Raw genomic sequence first — 17,176 nt, forward strand, 5'->3', positions numbered from 1 at the left:
CGCCGCCTGGGCCCTGCCCGGCGTCCTGTTCTTCGCGTTCTTCGCCGTCGTCCCGATGGGCGTGGCGCTCTATCTCTCGTTCACCACCTGGGACGGCCTCGGCGACCCGCAGCCGGTCGGCCTCGACAACTGGCAGAAGCTGTTCGACGACCCGCGCTTCACCCAGTCCCTGTGGCTGACCGTCCTGCTGACGGCCGTCAGCTGGGCCTTCCAGACGGTCGTGGCCCTGCTGCTGGGCGTCTGGGCCGCGGGCCGCCAGCGCAACCGGGCGGTGCTCTCCGCGATCTTCTTCGTCCCGTTCCTGCTCTCCTCGACGGCGATCGCGCTGCTCTTCTACGCGCTGCTCGACCCGAACTTCGGCATCATCCAGAAGGACACGCTGGGCTCGTCCAGCGGAGCGTTCCTCGCGATCGTCTTCGTCGGCGGCTGGCAGTTCATCCCCTTCCACACCCTGATCTACCAGGGCGGGGCCCGCCAGATACCCGAAGTCCTCTACCAGGCGGCGGCGATCGACGGCGCCGGCCGCTACCGCCAGTTCTTCTCCATCACGCTCCCGCAGCTGCGCCACACCGTCACGACGTCCACCGTCCTGATGGTCGTCGGCTCCCTCACGTACTTCGAGACGGTCCTGATCCTCACCAAGGGCGGCCCGGGCACGGACACCGCGATCCTGCCGTACCTGATGTACGAGGCCGGCTTCAAGAGCTACGACTTCGGCTACGCGAGCGCCATCGCGTCCTTCCTGGTCCTGGCCGCCACCGGGCTGTCCCTGATCCTCGTGCGGCTGACCGGCTTCGGCGGCATGCGCAGTACCCGCGAAGGGATGTGACGGAGTGTCACATGATACGTTGCCGCGTCCCACCAAGGCCGAGGAGCGCCCCACGCAGCCGCCCCCGACCCGCCGCCGACGCCACTGGACGAAGCGCGCCAACCCCCTCGCGGGCCTGGGCTCCGTCCTGTGGCTCGCGGTCGTCATCATCCCGATCTACGCGATGCTGTCGGCCTCCCTCACCAGCCAGGACAAGGCGCTCACCGGCAACCCGCTGAATCCGCCCACGAGTCCGACGCTCGACAACTACAACACCGTGCTGAACAGCGGCTTCGGCCATCTGCTCAGCAACACGGCGATCGTGGCCGTGGCGGTCGTGGGCATCGTCCTCGCCCTCTCCGTCCCGCTCGCCTACGTCGCCGTGCGCACCCGCAACCGCTGGTCGGGAATGGCGTTCCGGCTCTTCCTCCTCGGCGTGGCGATCCCGGCGCAGGCGGTGGTCGTACCCCTGTACCTCCTGATCTCCAAACTCGACCTGTACGACAGCCTGTTGGCGGTCATCCTGCCGACGGCGGCCTTCGCGATGCCGGTCTCGGTGCTGGTCCTCGTGGGCAGCCTGCGGGACGTGTCGGAGGACCTGTACGAGGCGATGGCCCTGGACGGCGCCTCACCGCAGCGGATGCTGTTCCAGCTGACCATCCCGATGGCCAAGAGCGGCATCAGCACGGTCGTCATCTACTCGGCGCTGCAGGCCTGGAACGGCTTCCTCTTCCCGCTGATCTTCACCCAGTCCGACGGCCCCCGGGTCCTCACCCTCGGCCTCTTCAACTACGTCAGCCAGTTCGGCGTGAACATCCCCGCCCTGCTCGCCTCGGTCGTCCTCTCCGGCATCCCGATCTTCGCCGTCTACCTGGTGGCCCGCCGCGCGCTGGTGGGCGGCCTGATGGGCGTGGGCGGCAAGTGACCCTCCGGCCGACTTCCCAGAAGCCCCAGCCCCAGACTCAGACCGAATCCCAGCCCCAGTACCAACCCCACCCCCCGCCCAAGTCCCAGTCCAAGTCCCAGTCCCAGTCCCTGACAGGAGTTTCATGACCACCGCCCCCTGGCGTGATCCCGCCCTGCCCGCCGAGGTCCGGGTCGACGACCTGCTCGCCCGGATGACCTTGGAGGAGAAGACCGCCCAGCTGTACGGCGTGTGGGTGGGCGCCGACGGCGACGGCGGCGGAGTCGCCCCGCACCAGCACGAGATGACCTCGGACTACGACTGGGACGAGCTGATCAGCCACGGTCTGGGCCAGCTCACCCGTCCCTTCGGTACGGCCCCGGTGGACCCGGCGCTGGGCGCGCAGGCACTGGCCCGCGCCCAGCGCCGTATCACCGAGGCCGGCCGCTTCGGCATTCCCGCGCTCGCCCACGAGGAGTGCCTGGCGGGCTTCACGGCCTGGGGCGCCACGGCCTACCCCGTGCCACTGGCCTGGGGCGCCACCTTCGACCCGGCCCTGGTCGAGGAGATGGCCCGCCGCATCGGCCACGACCTCGCCTCCGTCGGCGTCCACCAGGGCCTGGCCCCCGTCCTGGACGTCGTCCGCGACCCGCGCTGGGGGCGGGTCGAGGAGACCATCGGCGAGGACCCGTACCTGGTCGGCACGGTCGGCGCGGCCTACGTACGCGGCCTGGAGTCCGCCGGAATCATCGCCACGCTCAAGCACTTCGCGGGGTACGCGTCCTCCGTCGGCGCCCGCAATCTCGCCCCGGTACGCGCGGGCGTCCGGGAGTTCGCCGACGTCACCCTGCCGCCCTTCGAGTTCGCGCTGCGCGAGGGCGGGGCGCGTTCGGTGATGGCCGCGTACAACGAGACCGACGGCGTCCCGGCCACGGCCGACCCCCAACTCCTGACCCAACTCCTCCGCGAGGACTGGGGTTTCACCGGGACGGTGGTGTCGGACTACTTCGGCATCGGCTTCCTGGAGACCCTGCACCGGGTCGCGGGCACCACGGCGGAGGCCGGTCACGCGGCACTGTCCGCGGGCGTCGACGTGGAACTGCCGACGCTGCGGTGCTACGGGGACGCGCTGGTGACGGCGGTACGGGCGGGCGAGGTCCCGGAGTCCCTGGTGGACCGGGCGGCTGCCCGCGTCCTGCGCCAGAAGTGCGAACTGGGCCTGCTGGACGAGGACTGGACCCCGGAGCCGGCCGGCCCGATCGACCTGGACTCCACGGAGAACCGTGTGCTGGCCCGCCGCCTCGCCGAGGAATCGGTCGTCCTGCTCTCCAACCCGACCGGCCTGCTCCCCCTCGCCCCCGACACCCGGATCGCCGTGGTGGGCCCGCGGGCCGCCGACGCCCTGGCCATGCTGGGCTGCTACTCGTTCCCGTCGCACGTGCTCCCGAACCACCCCGAGACACCCCTGGGCATCGAGATCCCGTCCCTCCTGGAGTCCCTGCGCACCGAACTCCCCGACGCCAAGATCACGTTCGCCGAGGGTTGCGACACCACGGACCCGGACCCCGCCGGCTTCGAGGAGGCCATCGCCAGGACCGCCGAGGCGGACGTCTGCGTGGCCGTACTCGGCGACCGGGCGGGCCTCTTCGGCAAGGGCACCTCGGGCGAGGGCTGCGATGTGACGGACCTCCGACTCCCCGGTGTCCAGGGCAAGTTGCTGGACGCGCTGACCGCCACCGGCACCCCGGTCGTCCTCGTCCTCCTCACCGGCCGCCCGTACGCACTGGGCCGCTGGCACGACCGGCTCGGCGCGTCCGTCCAGGCGTTCTTCCCCGGGGAGGAGGGCGGCCCGGCGGTGGCGGGAGTGCTGTCGGGCCGCGTCAACCCGTCGGGCAAGCTCCCCGTCAGCGTCCCCCAGGACCCCGGCGGCCAGCCCTGGACGTACCTCCAGCCCCCGCTGGGCCTCGCGGGCACGGTCAGCAACCTCGACCCGACCCCGCTCCACCCCTTCGGCCACGGCCTCACGTACACGGACTTCACCTGGGACGCCGAGGGCCCGGACGCGGAGATCACCACGGACGAGACGTACGACCTCTCCGTCACCGTCCGCAACACCGGCCCCCGCGACGGCACGGAGGTCGTCCAGCTCTACCTGCACGACCCGGTGGCCCGCGTAACCCGCCCCGACGTCCGCCTGATCGCCTACCAGCGCCTCGACCTGGCCCCCGGCGAATCCCGCCGAGTCACCTTCCACTTCCACCCGGACCTCTCCGCCTTCACAGACCGCACAGGCCACCGAGTGGTCGAACCAGGCACCCTGGAACTCCGCCTGGGCACATCGAGCGCGGACGTACGGCATACGGCACGCGTGCTACTGACAGGCCCGGAACGGGAGTTGGGCCCAGACCGCCGCCTGCACTGCGAGTCAGAGGTCACGGAGACGCGCCCCTTTTAGGGGCGCGGGGAACGGCGCGAGCAACCACAACGAACCCGCACCCTACGAACCAACCTGAGGCACTTTTAGGGGCGCGGGGAACTGCGCGACCAGCCCCCACCGCCCCGCACCCTACAAACCACCCGCAGTCCCCTACCCGTCCACCGACTCGAACCGCCACCGATGAACCGCCCGCCCCACCAACTCCCCAGACGGCTCCGGCAGTTCAGGAAGCTCGGCATCATACGAGGCATCCCACCACGTAATGACGAGCACCCGATCCTCCGGAGCCCGCAGGACCTCCCGACGCAGGGGCCGCGCCGGGAGGTCCTGCTCACACACCCACGCGAGCAGATCCGCCCCCCGCCCTTCAAGCGCCCGGGCCTCCCACATCAACGCAACAGTCACGAGTACAGGTTCCCCTCACCGACCTCATGCACATGATCATGCGAGCCCACAAAGCGCCCCGGCACATGCGTATCCGTCACCGGCAACGACGAGTCCGCAGACAGATCCCAGTCGGAGGCAGCCCGCCCCCGAGCCACCATCTCGGCCCCCAGCGCAGCGACCATCGCCCCGTTGTCGGTACACAACTTCGGCCGCGGCACCCGCAGCCGAATCCCGGCCGCCTCACACCGCTCCTGCGCAAGCACCCGCAGCCGCGAGTTCGCGGCCACTCCCCCACCGATCATCAGATGGTCGACACCCTCGTCACGACAGGCCCGTACGGCCTTACGCGTCAGCACATCCACCACCGCCTCCTGGAAGGACGCGGCCACATCGCGCACCGGCACGTCCTCCCCCGCCGCCCGCTTCGCCTCGATCCAGCGCGCCACGGACGTCTTCAGACCGGAGAAGGAGAAGTCGTACGCCGCGTCGCGCGGCCCGGTGAGCCCACGCGGGAAGGCGATCGCGGTCGGGTCACCCTCCTTCGCGTACCGGTCGATGACCGGCCCCCCGGGGAAACCGAGGTTCAGCACGCGGGCGATCTTGTCGAAGGCCTCGCCCGCCGCGTCGTCGATGGTCGCGCCCATCGGCCGTACGTCACTGGTGATGTCCGAGGACAGCAGCAGCGACGAATGCCCGCCGGAGACGAGCAGCGCCATCGTCGGCTCGGGCAGCGCGCCGTGCTCCAGCTGGTCGACGCAGATGTGGGACGCCAGATGATTGACGCCGTACAGCGGCTTGCCCAGCGCGTACGCGTAAGCCTTCGCGGCCGAGACCCCGACGAGCAGCGCGCCGGCCAGGCCGGGCCCGGCGGTGACCGCGATGCCGTCCAGGTCCTTCGCGCTCACCCCCGCCTCCTTCAGCGCCCGTTCGATGGTCGGCACCATCGCCTCCAGGTGGGCGCGGGACGCGACCTCGGGCACGACACCGCCGAAGCGCGCGTGCTCGTCGACGCTGGAGGCGATCGCGTCCGCGAGCAGCGTGTGGCCGCGGACGATGCCGACGCCGGTCTCGTCGCAGGAGGTCTCGATGCCGAGGACGAGCGGTTCGTCAGTCATGGATCTCTGTCCCATGGATCTCTGTTCCTTGTACGGAAGGTGCACCCGCGGCGGAGCCCGCGCCGGAAACCGAGCCGCTGTCGGACGCCGTGTCGAGCCGCATGACGAGCGCGTCCACGTTCCCCGGCTGGTAGTAGCCGCGCCGGAAACCGATGGGCTCGAAGCCGAAGCGCTCGTACAGCTTCTGGGCGCGGATGTTGTCGACCCGGCATTCGAGCATCACCTCGACGCACTCGAAGGCGGTCGCGGCCCGCAGCAGCTCGGTCAGGAGCAGCGCGCCGAGGCCGGTGCCCCAGTGGTCGCGGGCGACGGCGATGGTCTGTACGTCGCCGGTGTCCCCGGCGGCGGCGAGTCCCCCGTACCCGACGATCCGCCCGCCGTCCTCGGCGACGACATACCGCCGCGTCGCCTCCGGCCCCCGCGCATGGGCCAGGTCCGACCAGAACATGCCCCGGGACCAGGCGTCCTCGGGGAAGAGGTCCTTCTCCAGCTCCAGGACGGGCTCGATGTCCCACCAGCGCATCTCACGCAGCACCGCGGTCGTCACTTCGGGGTGACCACCTTGTAGTTCTTGGGGACCTGGGCGTCGGGCCGGCGCAGGTACAGCGGCCGTGGGGCTTCCAGTTCCTCGCCCGCCGCCAGCCGTTCCGCCGCCAGGGCCGCGAGCGCGGCCGCCGACACGTGCTCGGGCCCGCGGGCGTCCGGAAAGGTGTCGGGATAGAGCAGCGCACCCGCACCCACAGCAGGCAGACCGCCGATGTCCAGGTCCCCCGGCCGGTCAACAGCCGGTTCCGACACCCGCGTACGGGAGTCGGCGTACCGCGCCCAGTAGACCTCTTTCCGCCGGGCGTCGGTGGCCACGACGAAAGGTCCGTCGGCGAGGGAGCCGTCGGCCGCGAACGCGAGGCCGTCGAGCGTGCACAGTCCGTACACGGGCACCCCCAGCGCGAGCCCGAACGTGTCGGCAGTCATCAGACCGACCCGCAACCCGGTGTACGGGCCGGGGCCCACGCCGGCCACGATCCCCGTGACGGCGTCGAGCCGCAGCCCGGCCTCGGTGAGAACCCGGTCGACGGCCGGAAGCAGCAGCTCCCCGTGCCGGCGCGCGTCCACCTGACTGTGGGAGGCGATGACGGACGTCCCGTCGTGCAGGGCGACGGTGACGGCTGGTGTGGCGGTATCCAGAGCGAGCAAGAGCACGCGAACAGCCTACGGCGCCCACGCCCGCAGCACGGCCGCCCCGGTCCGGCGTACAGCTGCTGCTACCGTCACAGCAAATACGGCAGCAAAGCCGCAAACGGAGTACGAGAGGCAGGCGTTCACGGTGGTCAGGAGCAGCTCGGGAATCGTCACCGGGCTCACCGCGGCGGCACTCGCCGCCATCGGCTTCCTCACCTACCAGGCTTCGGCGAACGCGCCGGACGACCTGGCCGAACCGTCGTCGGCCGAGTCCGCCAGAACCACCGCGCAGAAGGCCCCGGGGGCCGGGAAGCACCCGACGGCACTGCCCGCCGAGTCGGGCACGGGTCAGCGGGTCGTCTACTCGGTGGACGGCGACCGGGTGTGGCTGGTCGGCCCGCGCGACCGCGTCGAGCACACCTTCAAGGTCATCCCGGGCACGGTGGATCCGGCGCCCGACGCGTACACCGTCACCTCCCGCTCCGGCACGATCACCGGCTCGGACGGCGTGGCGGTCGAACACGTCGTCCGCTTCGCGAACGTGGACGACATCGCGATCGGCTTCAGCGCGGCGCGCGACGGCTCGACCCCCGCACCCGACCCCACCAGAAAACTCGGCGGCATCCGCGAGTCCCGAGAAAACGGCAACAAGATGTGGCAGTTCGCAACGATCGGCACGAGGGTCGTCGTAGTCGACTAGACAGATACTGCGGCGCCCTCGTAAGGGCTGCGCCGACCAGCGCCCCGAAAGGGGCGCGGGGAACTGCGCGACCAGCCCCCACCGGCCCGCAGCTTCAAACGAACCGCCTACGCAGCCCGGCGACGCTCCTCGCGCACGGGCGGCGCCGGCGGGCGCGGGGGCGGCGTGGACACCAACCGCGCAAGCTCACCCGCCGCAAGCAACTCCCGCACAGACACCCCGCCAGGCCCCGCAGGAACACGGCCAGGCTCCGCAGGAACCCGCTTCACATCACGGTCCGTCGACATGGCGGCCTCCTGTGGGCTCCGGGAGCAGACATGGTTAGGTAGCCCTAACCAACTCCTCCGTCCATGTGAACACGCCGAACCCACCGGACGCAACATCTTCCCGACGACTTGTCGGAACGTTAGGTCGAACCTACGAGGCCCAAGCCGGGACAAGGCCGAAGAAGAACCCGGCGTCAGGCGGAGAGCACGTCCAGATCGGCCGCAGCCCACCGCTCCCCCACCCCGGTCAGGGTCACGTGCCGCACCTCGTCCGTGGTGTCCCCGACGGCCCGGTGGATGAGCACGTGCAGCCGTTCGTCGGTCAGCTCCTCGACCTTGCCCTCGCCCCACTCCACGACGACCACCGAGTCGGACAGCGACACGTCGAGATCGAGGTCCTCCATCTCGTCGAGCCCGCCGCCCAGGCGGTACGCGTCCACGTGGACGAGCGGCGGACCGTCACCGAGGGAGGGGTGCACGCGGGCGATCACGAAGGTCGGCGAGGTGACCGCACCCCGGACACCGAGACCCTCGCCGAGCCCGCGGGTCATCGTCGTCTTGCCCGCGCCGAGCTCCCCGGTGAGCATCACGAGGTCCCCGGCGCGCAGCAACTTGGCGAGCCGCCGCCCCAACTCCCCCATCTGTTCGGGTGAGTTGACGGTGATCTTCGTACTGACGCCGGCCACGGAACGCTCCGCACCCTCCTCCGGGGGGTGCGAGGACTCAGCCGGGTTGTGCGGTGCTGCTGGTGCTTCCATAGCCACCAACGGTAGCCCCCGCCGGGACGGCTCCCGTGCGGGTGAGGAGGTCGGCGAGCCGGTCGGTGACGGCCTCCGGGTGCTCCAGCATCACCAGGTGCCCCGCGTCTGGCACGAGCACCAGCTCGGCGTCCGGCAGCAGGTCCGCGATCGCCTCGCTGTGCTCGCTCGGCGTGACGAGGTCCTTGACCCCGGCCAGTACGAGCACGGGCAGCCCGGCGAAGTACGCGAGCGCCTCCGTCTTGTCGTGGTCGGTGAAGGCCGGGTAGAACTCCGCGACCACGTCGATCGGCGTGCCCTCGATCAGCCGCTCCGCGAACCGCGCGACCGCCGGGTCGATGTCCCTGGACGCGAACGAGTACCGCTTGATGATCCCCGCGAACAGGTCGGCCGTGGCCCGCCGCCCGCGCTCCACCAGCTCGGCCCGCTGCCCCAGCGCCCGCAGTACGCCGGGCAGTATGCGCCGCACCGCGTTGACGCCCGCCACGGGCAGCCCGAAGTTGACCTCGCCGAGGTTCCCCGAGGACGTACCGACGAGGCCGATGCCGACCACGCGCTCGCTGATCAGCTCGGGGTACTCGTCGGCGAGGGCCATCACCGTCATGCCGCCCATCGAGTGGCCGACGAGCACGAGCGGGCCCTCGGGCGCGGCCGCGTCGATGACGGCCTTCAGGTCGCGGCCGAGCTGCTCGATGGTGACGGGCACGTCGTCCTGGACCTGGGCCACCCCTCGCCCGGAGCGGCCGTGGCTGCGCTGGTCCCAGTAGACCGCCCGTACGACACCGCGCAGGGCGGCCCGCTGGAAGTGCCAGGAGTCCTGGCTGAGGCAGTAGCCGTGGCTGAAGACGACGGTGACGGGGGCCGGCGCCTTGCGGCCGAAGAGCCTGCGGCGGCGCGGCGCCAGCGGGGTGGTGTCCGGCTCCACCTCGTCGACCTCGTAGTACAGCTCCGTGCCGTCGTCCGCGACGGCCTTGCCGGGCATGCCGCGCAGCGAGCCGTACGGTCCCGTCGAGTCGAGGGCGAGCCGGGCCTTTCTGCGCATGCCGCGGCCGACCGTGAGCCGCTCGATCGCGACTCCGGCGGCGGCGCCCGCGGCCACCACGCCTATCGCGGCGCTCGCGAGGCCGGCCTTGCGCCAGTTCCCGGCGGCGGCCGAGGTGGCGGCGGCCTTGGCCGCATCCGCGACGGCCCCGACAGCCTCCGCGCTGCTCTCGCTCACGTCCCGCTCCTCTTCACCGGGGTCCGGGTCGCTCCGGTCCTGGGCTGTTGCTGTTGCTGTTGCTGTTGCTGTTGCTGTTGCTGTTGCTGTTGCTGTTCTTACTGTCTGTCCCGCTGCCGGTGGCGGCTTTCTTGTGCCACCCACCTATGCGGTGTTACCCGTCTTGTTCGTTATTCACATTCACGTGGACGCGCGGCACCCGGGTTCCGATCCTGGTGACGATTTCGTACGCGATCGTGCCCGCCGCCTGCGCCCAGTCCTCGGCGGTGGGTTCGCCGTGGTCGCCGGGCCCGAAGAGGATCACCCGCTCGCCGACCGGTGGCTCGTCCCCGCCGAGGTCGACGGCGAACTGGTCCATCGCGACCCGCCCCGCGACCGTCCGCCACTTGCCGCCGACCAGCACGGGTCCGGTGCCGGAGGCATGCCGCGGGATGCCGTCCGCGTACCCGACGGGCACCAGGCCGAGGGTCGTTTCACCGGGCGTGACGTAGTGATGCCCGTAACTGACGCCGTGACCCGCCGGCACGTGCTTCACCAGGGCGAGCGACGCCGACAGTGTCATCACCGGGCGCAGTCCGAGGTCGGCGGGGGTGCCGATCTCGGGGCTCGGCGAGACGCCGTACAGCGCGATCCCGGTGCGTACGAGATCGAAGTGGCTGCCGGGAAGCGTGAGCGTGGCGGGCGAGTTGGCGATGTGCCGCACCTCGGGGCGGACGCCCTGGCCCTCCGCGTACGCCAGCATCTCGTGGAAGCGGGTGAGCTGGGCCTGGATGGACGGGTCGCCGGGCTCGTCGGCGCGGGCGAAGTGGGACCACAGGCCGGTGATCCGGACGTGGCCCTCGGACTCCGCGCGCAGGGCCCGGGCGACCAGCTCGGGCCAGTCGGCGGGCTGGCAGCCGTTGCGCCCGAGGCCGGTGTCGGCCTTGAGCTGGACGCGGGCGACGTGGCCGGACCCGCGCACGGCCCGGGTGACCTCCTCCAACGCCCAGAGCCCGCTGATCCCCAGGTCCAGGCCGGCCTCGACGGCTTCCCGCCAGGGGCCGCCCGGGGTCCACAGCCAGCACATGATCCGCCCCGGCAGACCGGCCGCGCGCAGCTCCAGGGCCTCCTGCGGCGTGGCCGTGCCCAACCAGGTCGCGCCCGCGGCCAGGGCCGCCCTGGCGCACGGGACGGCCCCGTGCCCGTACGCGTCGGACTTCACCACCGCCATCAGGGCGGCGGTGGGTGCCTGGGCGCGCAGGGTCCGCACATTGGCCCTCAGGGCGGCCAGGTCGATCTCGGCGCGGGCGCGCGCGGGTGCTGTCGCAGTCATCGCGCCCAGTGTCTCAGAGCGGTCCGACACCGCCCTCAGGTGCGGGTCCTCAAGTGCGGGGCCCCTCAGGTGCCGGGCCTGCGGCCCCACACGTACACGCGGTCTCCCTTGCGGAGCACGCCCCACAGGGTGCGGGCATCGGCGAGCCGCATGTTCACGCAGCCCATCGAGCCGGGCGGGTTGTAGACGCTGCCGTAGATGGCGTGGAAGGCCTGGCCGCCGCTGAAGAACTGGCTGTACGGCATGGGGGTGTTGTAGAGCGTCGACCAGTGGTTCTTGTGCTTCCAGTAGATCCGGTGCCAGCCCGTACGGGTCCGGTACCCGGCCTTGCCGCTGCGCACCGGAACCGGCCCGAACAGCACCTTCCTCCCCTGCTGCACCCAGGTCAGCTGCCGGGTGAGGTCGACGCAGGCCGTCCGGTACGTCCGTACGGGGCACTTCCCGGCGGCGTTCGGATTCCGCTTCGCGGACAGCAGCCGCATGGTGGACCAGGTGACGGGCCCGGCGAAGCCGATGTCGGGCCGGATTCCGTGCCGCGTCTGGAACCGGCGGATGGCCGCGCAGTCCCCGGCCGACTGCTTGCCGTCCACCCGGAGCCGCAGCCACCGCTCGACCTGCCGCTGATACGGCCCGGTCCGCGTACTGCACGCCACGACACCGGACTGGCGCGCCACGGCGTCGCTGATCGGCACGTACTCGATCAGCGCGTCGCTCTCCACGGCGGCCTCCCGCGGCTCGACGGCGTCCTCCTCGGCGCTCGGCGTGTACACCTCCGGCGCCAGCGCCTGGTCGGGGGTGTCCAACTGCCACGGCTGGTACGGGCCCGGGGGCACCCCGGGCACCAGCTCACTGAGCGGTGCGGGGGCGCCAGGTGCGGGCGGTGCACCCGGGGCGGGCGGCGGCGCGGCGAGGGCACTCTGCTGCACGGGCAGCAGCACGAGAAGGGCCAGCAGCGCGGCCGCGGTTCTTTGACGTTGACGTGGACGTTGACGTTGGTGTCCTTGACGGACTCGACAGACCATGCCCCCAGCGAAACGCCACCGCACGGCGCGTCGGCGTCAGCCGCGCGGCAGGGTCGCCCGTTGTGCGCACGCATACGGCGGCGCCCCCCGCCTCCCCTCCTCCTGTCCCGCCGCCCTCAGCTCATGATGTCCCGCCAAGCCATACGAATCGCCTCGGCCACGTCATGGGCCCCCACAGGCGCCCCGTCCGCCGCGAACCGCCCTGCCAGCCCATGGACGTACGCACCCACGCTCCCGGCGTCCAGCGCCCCGAGCCCGGCGGCAAGCAGGGACCCGGTGAGCCCCGACAGCACGTCCCCGCTCCCCGCGGTGGCCAGCCAGGACGTCCCCGTGGAGTTCACCCGCACCGCCCCGCCCGCCGAGTCGGCCACCAGCGTGGTCGACCCCTTGAGCAGCACCGTCGCCCCGTACCGCCCGGCGAGCTCCCGTACGGAGGTCAGCCGCGCCCCTTCGACCTCCTCGCGCGAGACACCGAGCAGCGCGGCCGCCTCGCCGGCGTGCGGCGTCAGCAGGGTGGGCGCCCGGCGCGCTCGTACGACCTCACGGTCCGCGAGCCGCAGACCGTCCGCGTCCACGAGGACCGGCACGTCCGCCTTGAGCACGGCCGCCACGCTGTCCGCGTCCTCCCCGGCGCCGGGCCCCACGACCCACGCCTGCACGCGCCCGGCCTGCCTGGGCCCCTGGTCGGACACGAGCGTCTCGGGGAAGCGGGCGATCACGGCGTCCCCGGCGGGCCCGACATACCGCACGGCCCCGGCGCCGCCCCGCAGCGCGCCCGCCACGGCCAGTACGGCGGCGCCCGGATAACGCGCCGAACCGGCCGCGATCCCCACGACCCCCCGCCGGTACTTGTCGCTCTCGGCCCCCGGAACGGGCAGCAGCGCCGCCACGTCAGCGTGCTGCAACGCCTCCAGCTCCGGCTCGTCGGGCAGTTCGGCTCCGAGCCCGATGTCGACGAGCCGCACGGACCCGGCGTACTCCCGCGCGGGATCGATGAGCAGCCCGGGCTTGTGCGTCCCGAAGGTCACGGTCAGCTCGGCGCGTACGGCGGCGCCGCGCACTTCCCCCGTATCGGCCTCGATGCCGCTGGGCAGGTCGACGGCGACGACGACGGCCCTGGACGCACGGGCCAGCTCCGCGAGCGGCGCGGCATCGGGCCGCAGCCCGCCCTTCCCGCCGATACCCACGATCCCGTCCATGACGAGGTCGGCCCGCCGGATCGGGTCCTCGGCAGCGGCCGCCCCCCGCACCACCGTGCCGCCCGCGCGACTCAACGCCGCGAGGCCTCCGGCATGGGTGCGTTCGGGCGCGAGCAGCACCGCCGTGACTCCCGCGCCACGCCGGGCCAGCCGGGCGCCCGCGTACAACGCGTCGCCCCCGTTGTCCCCACTCCCGACGAGCAGCACCACCCGGCTGCCGTACACCCGCCCCAGCAACTCGGCGCAGGCCACGGCCAGTCCGGCCGCCGCCCGCTGCATCAACGTCCCGTCCGGCAGCCGCGCCATCAACTCCCGCTCGGCCGCCCTCACCGTCTCCACGCTGTACGCAGTACGCATGGGGTCGAGTGTCTCTCGAAGCCGCCGCTTCCGCTGAAACAGCCCCGGCCCCGGGTCCGCGTACGCGTCTCCGGGGCCGGGGCCGTGCTGTCGTCAACGACGCGTCAGCATTCCATCGGTTCTCCGTCCAGCGAGGACTCGACGCTCATCAGGAAGGTCCGTGACTGCTCGAAGTGCAGCCGCAGGAGAGCCGGCGCACCCGCCAGGTCCTTGTCGAAGCAGACGTCGGCGGGTGCCCCCGGGACACTCGCGTCGACGAGTTCCGAACCGTTCGGAGTCCAGCCGCTCTGCTCCGCCGCCTGCCGGTAGTGGGCGGTCACAGCCTCCTGGCCACCGTCGAACCGGTAGTAGCGGTCGACGGCGAGCCACGCCGCACCACTGTCGTCCATGCACTCGCTTCCGGCGTCCACATGCCCTTCGAGAAGGGTGGCGCCGACGGGCGGCGAGGGCACGACGGACGCCGAGGAAACCTGCGCCATGCGCTTGCCGCTCTCGCTGCAGTCAGCTCCCATGCCGTCCAGGACCAGGCCACCACCGAGGAAGTAGGCGGAGCCGAGTTCCGCGACACACAGAACCGCGACGACGGAAACCGCGAGGTTGAACTGACTTGCCGTCACTTGAGAAACCCCCTTCGGCAGAGCCGGTAGCCGACCGAGAACAGCCCTCCGGGCGAGTGGGACCAGGCAGCCCGAGAACCGTCACCCCTCCGCGATCACCACCGCCGACGCCACCCCCGCGTCATGGCTCAGCGACACATGCCAGGAACTCACCCCGAGTTCCGCCGCGCGGGCCGCTTGGACCGCCCGGGTCCTCGCGGACGGCTTCCCCGCCGGGCTTACGCCGGGATCCACCGCCTCAGCGCCTCGATCGTCTTGTCCGGCGCCGTGTTGAAGCACAGCCGGATCCCGGGCGCCGCTTCGGTGAGGACGTTGACCAGCCGCTCGAACAGCAGGGTGTTCTCCGGCATCAGGCGTACGCCACCGCCGATCATCGCCAAGCCGAACGCGTGCTCCTGGAGGAGCTCCCGGACGCTCGCCTCGGCGCGGTCCGGAGAGGTGTCGATCAGGCACACGACGACATCGAACCCCGCCTCGTGCAGCGCCGCGTTCGCGGCCTCGACCCGGGCGGTGAACACCGTCTCGTCGACGCCGTCGGGCATCTTGCTGTAGTCGAGCACACTCGGATGCAGCCCGATGGACAGTACCTTCGTGTCCTTCGGCAGAGCGGTTGACGTCGTCGGCCGGCCCATGGGCGGTGCCCTCTCTACTCATGCCGCACTCATGCCACGGTGAACTCTCCGGTGTATCACGGAAGTTGGACGCAGGACTTCCTCAGCCCGGAACCCCGGACGCCCCCGGCGAGAGCCGTCACCCCTCCGCGATCACCACCGCCGAAGCCACCCCCGCGTCATGGCTCAGCGACACATGCCAGGAGCTCACCCCGAGTTCCGCCGCGCGGGCCGCCACCGTCCCCGTCACCCGCAGCCGCGGTCGCCCGCTCTCCTCGACGTACACCTCGGCATCCGTCCAGTGCAGCCCGGCCGGCGCGCCGAGCGCCTTCGCCAGCGCCTCCTTGGCGGCGAAGCGGGCGGCGAGGGAGGCGACCCCCCGGCGCTCCCCGCTCGGCAGCAGCAACTCGCTCTCCAGGAACAGCCGTTCGGCCAGACCGGGCGTCCGCTTCAGCGACGCCGCGAACCGGTCGATCTCCGCCACGTCGATCCCGACGCCGATGATGCTCATGCGGGCACCCTATTCCCCGTCAAGCTCCGCACTCGTCCTGAACAGGTCCTCCGCTCGCTCGACCGTTGCGGCCCGGTCGAGCCAGTCGTCGAGGCGAGCATGGTCCGTACAAGTGGTGATGCGCTCGCGGACATCGCCGGAGATGGAAAGCCGCCGTACTTCCAGCACGGCCAGAGTTCCCTTGACCAGCCCCTTCGCCAGGCCTGCGGCATACCCTGAGGCCCACTGCTCAGCGCAACCCGGCGGCCACTTCACCCTTTCGAGGGGCGCCGAAACGTTCACGCGACCGCGGCCAACTCGCACCACACGTACTTGCCCCGGTTGCCCTCCCTGGCCAGCGGGTGCCAGCCCCACAAGTCGGCGCAGGAACGGACCAGGGCGAGCCCGCGCCCCTCCTCCGCGTCCAGGAGCAGGTGACCCAAAGGCCGTGGCGGTTCCGGCGGTTCGGGGTCGGCATCCCATGCCCCGATCCGCAGCACGCCCGCCGACCAGCGCACGCGTAGGGCGGCGGGCCCCTTGGTGTGGCGTACGGCGTTGGAGACGAGCTCGGTCGCGAGTAGTTCGGCCACGTCGACCAGGCGGATCAGCCCGTGCATGGTGAGGATCAGGCGGAGGGTGCGGCGACTGATGGTGACGGCTCGGAGGTCGTTGGGGATGTGTAGGGAGTATTCCCAGGGTTCGATCTCGGTTTCGGGCATGCGGCAACTCCGGTTCGGTGGTGGGGGTTTCGGAGATCTGCGGGAGTGGCGGGCGGTGCCATTGCCGCAGCCGCCATGGCAGGACGGAGCAGTGCGCTTCCGGGGTCCCGGGTTCCGCAGAGTGTGCGTCGCGTCACTGACGGTAGATCTAAATCTAGAGATACGGCAAGCCGGTCGCGTAATCTGACGCCGAACGAGTCACGCGTGTAGGCGCGTTGAACCAAGGAGCGGTCGAGAGCTTTGAGGCGCGAACCAACGGCACGACAGCTGCGTCTGGCAACTGAACTCCGCAGACTCCGTGAGGCAGCGGGCCTCAACGCCCGCCAGGCGGCAGCACTGCTCGGAGTGAGCCCCGCCCAGATCACTCATATCGAGTCCGGACTCGCGGGCGTGAGCGAGAAGCGGCTTCGCCGCCTGGCGTCGCATTACGCCTGTACGGACGACGAGTTCATCGACACCCTGGTCACGATGGCCACCGACCGGACACGCGGCTGGTGGGAGGAGTACCGGGGCCTGCTGCCCACGTCGTTCCTGGACCTCGTCGAGTTGGAACACCACGCCGCGTTCCTGCGAGACGTAGCGATCCTCTACGTACCGGGCCTGCTGCAAACCGAGGACTACGCCCGCGCGGTGTTCTCTGGTCGGGTGCCCGAACTCACGCATGAAGAACTTGAGTTGCGCGTCCACCACCGAATGAGGCGCCAGCAGATCACCATCCCGTACGAGTTGGTGATCCACGAGTCGGCCCTACGCATCAGAGTCAGCGACCGCGCCGCCTCCCAGGCTCAACTCACCAAGCTTCTAGAGCTCTCCGAAGCGGACAACATCACCGTGCGCGTCATCCCCTTCGATCTGGACGGCTTCGCCAGAGCCGCGAGCACGATGACGTACGCCGACGGCCCCGTTCCCAAACTGGACACGGTGGTACGTGATGTCCCTCACGGCTCGGCCTTTATCGACTCCGAAGCACAGCTCAGCGCCTTTCGAACGCGCTTCCGTAAGGTGGAAGCCGTATCACTCGACCCCGCACGGTCGCGTGACTTCATCAACCGGCTGGCGAAAGAGCTGTGAGGCAC

19 protein-coding genes and 1 pseudogene are annotated in these 17,176 nt (G+C 71.2%); 5 read left to right on the forward strand and 15 right to left on the reverse strand.

All coding sequences use genetic code 11. The features are described 5' to 3' along the window. Window positions 1-13 precede the first annotated feature (13 nt). From AB0I18_RS03890 to AB0I18_RS03900, 3 genes are all read left to right on the forward strand, one after another. The gene (locus tag AB0I18_RS03890; RefSeq protein ID WP_363103862.1) at window positions 14-829 is read left to right on the forward strand and encodes a sugar ABC transporter permease; all 816 of its coding nucleotides are present in this window, start codon (window positions 14-16) and stop codon (window positions 827-829) included. A 19-nt stretch (window positions 830-848) separates the two neighbouring features. Further along, window positions 849-1,733, forward strand: coding sequence for a carbohydrate ABC transporter permease (locus AB0I18_RS03895; RefSeq protein WP_363103761.1), 885 nt, complete (start codon window positions 849-851; stop codon window positions 1,731-1,733). A 124-nt stretch (window positions 1,734-1,857) separates the two neighbouring features. Continuing rightward, entirely contained in the window at window positions 1,858-4,167 is a 2,310-nt protein-coding gene (locus tag AB0I18_RS03900) for a glycoside hydrolase family 3 N-terminal domain-containing protein (RefSeq protein WP_363103762.1), read from the forward strand. A gap of 132 nt (window positions 4,168-4,299) precedes the next feature. On the opposite strand, the gene AB0I18_RS03905 is transcribed toward AB0I18_RS03900, so the two are convergent. The 4 genes from AB0I18_RS03905 to tsaB are packed head-to-tail and all read right to left on the reverse strand — an operon-like array spanning window position 4,300 to window position 6,851. Continuing rightward, entirely contained in the window at window positions 4,300-4,554 is a 255-nt protein-coding gene (locus tag AB0I18_RS03905) for a hypothetical protein (protein ID WP_363103763.1), read from the reverse strand. Continuing rightward, entirely contained in the window at window positions 4,551-5,651 is a 1,101-nt protein-coding gene (gene tsaD / locus AB0I18_RS03910) for a tRNA (adenosine(37)-N6)-threonylcarbamoyltransferase complex transferase subunit TsaD (RefSeq protein WP_363103764.1), read from the reverse strand. The genes AB0I18_RS03905 and tsaD overlap by 4 nt, the downstream gene beginning before the upstream one ends. Continuing rightward, a complete protein-coding gene (gene rimI / locus AB0I18_RS03915; protein WP_363103863.1) occupies window positions 5,644-6,174 on the reverse strand; it encodes a ribosomal protein S18-alanine N-acetyltransferase in 531 nt (176 codons plus the stop codon). The genes tsaD and rimI overlap by 8 nt, the downstream gene beginning before the upstream one ends. Window positions 6,175-6,194: 20 nt before the next feature. Beyond that, window positions 6,195-6,851, reverse strand: coding sequence for a tRNA (adenosine(37)-N6)-threonylcarbamoyltransferase complex dimerization subunit type 1 TsaB (gene tsaB, locus AB0I18_RS03920; protein WP_363103765.1), 657 nt, complete (start codon window positions 6,849-6,851; stop codon window positions 6,195-6,197). Window positions 6,852-6,975: 124 nt separating this feature from the next. On the opposite strand from tsaB, the gene AB0I18_RS03925 reads away from it, so the two are divergent. Beyond that, the gene (locus AB0I18_RS03925; protein WP_363103766.1) at window positions 6,976-7,530 is read left to right on the forward strand and encodes a hypothetical protein; all 555 of its coding nucleotides are present in this window, start codon (window positions 6,976-6,978) and stop codon (window positions 7,528-7,530) included. A 460-nt stretch (window positions 7,531-7,990) separates the two neighbouring features. Here the strand turns inward: AB0I18_RS03925 and tsaE are convergent, their stop codons facing one another. From tsaE to AB0I18_RS03980, 11 genes and pseudogenes are all read right to left on the reverse strand, one after another. Next, entirely contained in the window at window positions 7,991-8,554 is a 564-nt protein-coding gene (gene tsaE, locus AB0I18_RS03930; protein WP_363103767.1) for a tRNA (adenosine(37)-N6)-threonylcarbamoyltransferase complex ATPase subunit type 1 TsaE, read from the reverse strand. Then, window positions 8,520-9,773 carry an alpha/beta hydrolase gene (locus tag AB0I18_RS03935; RefSeq protein ID WP_363103768.1) on the reverse strand — a complete coding sequence of 418 codons (1,254 nt, stop codon included), beginning with the start codon at window positions 9,771-9,773 and terminating at the stop codon, window positions 8,520-8,522. The genes tsaE and AB0I18_RS03935 overlap by 35 nt, the downstream gene beginning before the upstream one ends. Before the next feature lie 154 nt (window positions 9,774-9,927). Then, on the reverse strand, window positions 9,928-11,085 hold the full coding sequence (gene alr / locus AB0I18_RS03940; protein ID WP_363103769.1) for an alanine racemase: 1,158 nt from the start codon (window positions 11,083-11,085) through the stop codon (window positions 9,928-9,930). Between the two features lie 65 nt (window positions 11,086-11,150). Continuing rightward, window positions 11,151-12,011: a L,D-transpeptidase family protein gene (locus AB0I18_RS03945; RefSeq protein ID WP_363103770.1), complete on the reverse strand. Its 861-nt coding sequence runs from the start codon at window positions 12,009-12,011 to the stop codon at window positions 11,151-11,153. Between the two features lie 212 nt (window positions 12,012-12,223). Continuing rightward, window positions 12,224-13,663, reverse strand: a complete 1,440-nt coding sequence (locus tag AB0I18_RS03950) for an NAD(P)H-hydrate dehydratase (protein ID WP_363103771.1) — start codon at window positions 13,661-13,663, stop codon at window positions 12,224-12,226. A 104-nt stretch (window positions 13,664-13,767) separates the two neighbouring features. Then, window positions 13,768-14,280, reverse strand: a complete 513-nt coding sequence (locus AB0I18_RS03955) for a hypothetical protein (RefSeq protein WP_363103772.1) — start codon at window positions 14,278-14,280, stop codon at window positions 13,768-13,770. Between the two features lie 81 nt (window positions 14,281-14,361). Next, window positions 14,362-14,457, reverse strand: a pseudogene (locus AB0I18_RS03960) (holo-ACP synthase); the annotation flags it as partial. A 41-nt stretch (window positions 14,458-14,498) separates the two neighbouring features. After that, window positions 14,499-14,912 (reverse strand): hypothetical protein, encoded by a 414-nt coding sequence (locus AB0I18_RS03965; protein ID WP_363103773.1) that lies wholly within the window; start codon window positions 14,910-14,912, stop codon window positions 14,499-14,501. Window positions 14,913-15,030: 118 nt separating this feature from the next. Further along, window positions 15,031-15,402, reverse strand: a complete 372-nt coding sequence (locus AB0I18_RS03970; RefSeq protein ID WP_363103775.1) for a holo-ACP synthase — start codon at window positions 15,400-15,402, stop codon at window positions 15,031-15,033. Between the two features lie 9 nt (window positions 15,403-15,411). Further along, window positions 15,412-15,570 carry a hypothetical protein gene (locus AB0I18_RS03975; protein ID WP_363103776.1) on the reverse strand — a complete coding sequence of 53 codons (159 nt, stop codon included), beginning with the start codon at window positions 15,568-15,570 and terminating at the stop codon, window positions 15,412-15,414. A gap of 110 nt (window positions 15,571-15,680) precedes the next feature. Then, entirely contained in the window at window positions 15,681-16,100 is a 420-nt protein-coding gene (locus AB0I18_RS03980; protein WP_363103777.1) for an ATP-binding protein, read from the reverse strand. A 240-nt stretch (window positions 16,101-16,340) separates the two neighbouring features. On the opposite strand from AB0I18_RS03980, the gene AB0I18_RS03985 reads away from it, so the two are divergent. Then, on the forward strand, window positions 16,341-17,171 hold the full coding sequence (locus tag AB0I18_RS03985; RefSeq protein WP_363103778.1) for a helix-turn-helix transcriptional regulator: 831 nt from the start codon (window positions 16,341-16,343) through the stop codon (window positions 17,169-17,171). Window positions 17,172-17,176: the final 5 nt, after the last annotated feature.

The sequence above is a fragment of the Streptomyces sp. NPDC050704 genome, assembly GCF_040654355.1.
Classification (GTDB): domain Bacteria; phylum Actinomycetota; class Actinomycetes; order Streptomycetales; family Streptomycetaceae; genus Streptomyces.

Excerpts from the sequence above, each read along its gene's own strand:
- alr (WP_363103769.1), bottom strand. The coding sequence starts at position 11,085 with ATGACTGCGACAGCACCCGCGCGCGCCCGCGCCGAGATCGACCTGGCC.
- AB0I18_RS03980 (WP_363103777.1), bottom strand. The coding sequence starts at position 16,100 with ATGCCCGAAACCGAGATCGAACCCTGGGAATACTCCCTACACATCCCC.
- AB0I18_RS03970 (WP_363103775.1), bottom strand. The coding sequence starts at position 15,402 with ATGAGCATCATCGGCGTCGGGATCGACGTGGCGGAGATCGACCGGTTC.
- AB0I18_RS03950 (WP_363103771.1), bottom strand. The coding sequence starts at position 13,663 with ATGCGTACTGCGTACAGCGTGGAGACGGTGAGGGCGGCCGAGCGGGAG.
- AB0I18_RS03900 (WP_363103762.1), top strand. The coding sequence starts at position 1,858 with ATGACCACCGCCCCCTGGCGTGATCCCGCCCTGCCCGCCGAGGTCCGG.
- tsaE (WP_363103767.1), bottom strand. The coding sequence starts at position 8,554 with ATGGAAGCACCAGCAGCACCGCACAACCCGGCTGAGTCCTCGCACCCC.
- rimI (WP_363103863.1), bottom strand. The coding sequence starts at position 6,174 with ATGCGCTGGTGGGACATCGAGCCCGTCCTGGAGCTGGAGAAGGACCTC.
- tsaD (WP_363103764.1), bottom strand. The coding sequence starts at position 5,651 with ATGACTGACGAACCGCTCGTCCTCGGCATCGAGACCTCCTGCGACGAG.
- AB0I18_RS03965 (WP_363103773.1), bottom strand. The coding sequence starts at position 14,912 with ATGGGCCGGCCGACGACGTCAACCGCTCTGCCGAAGGACACGAAGGTA.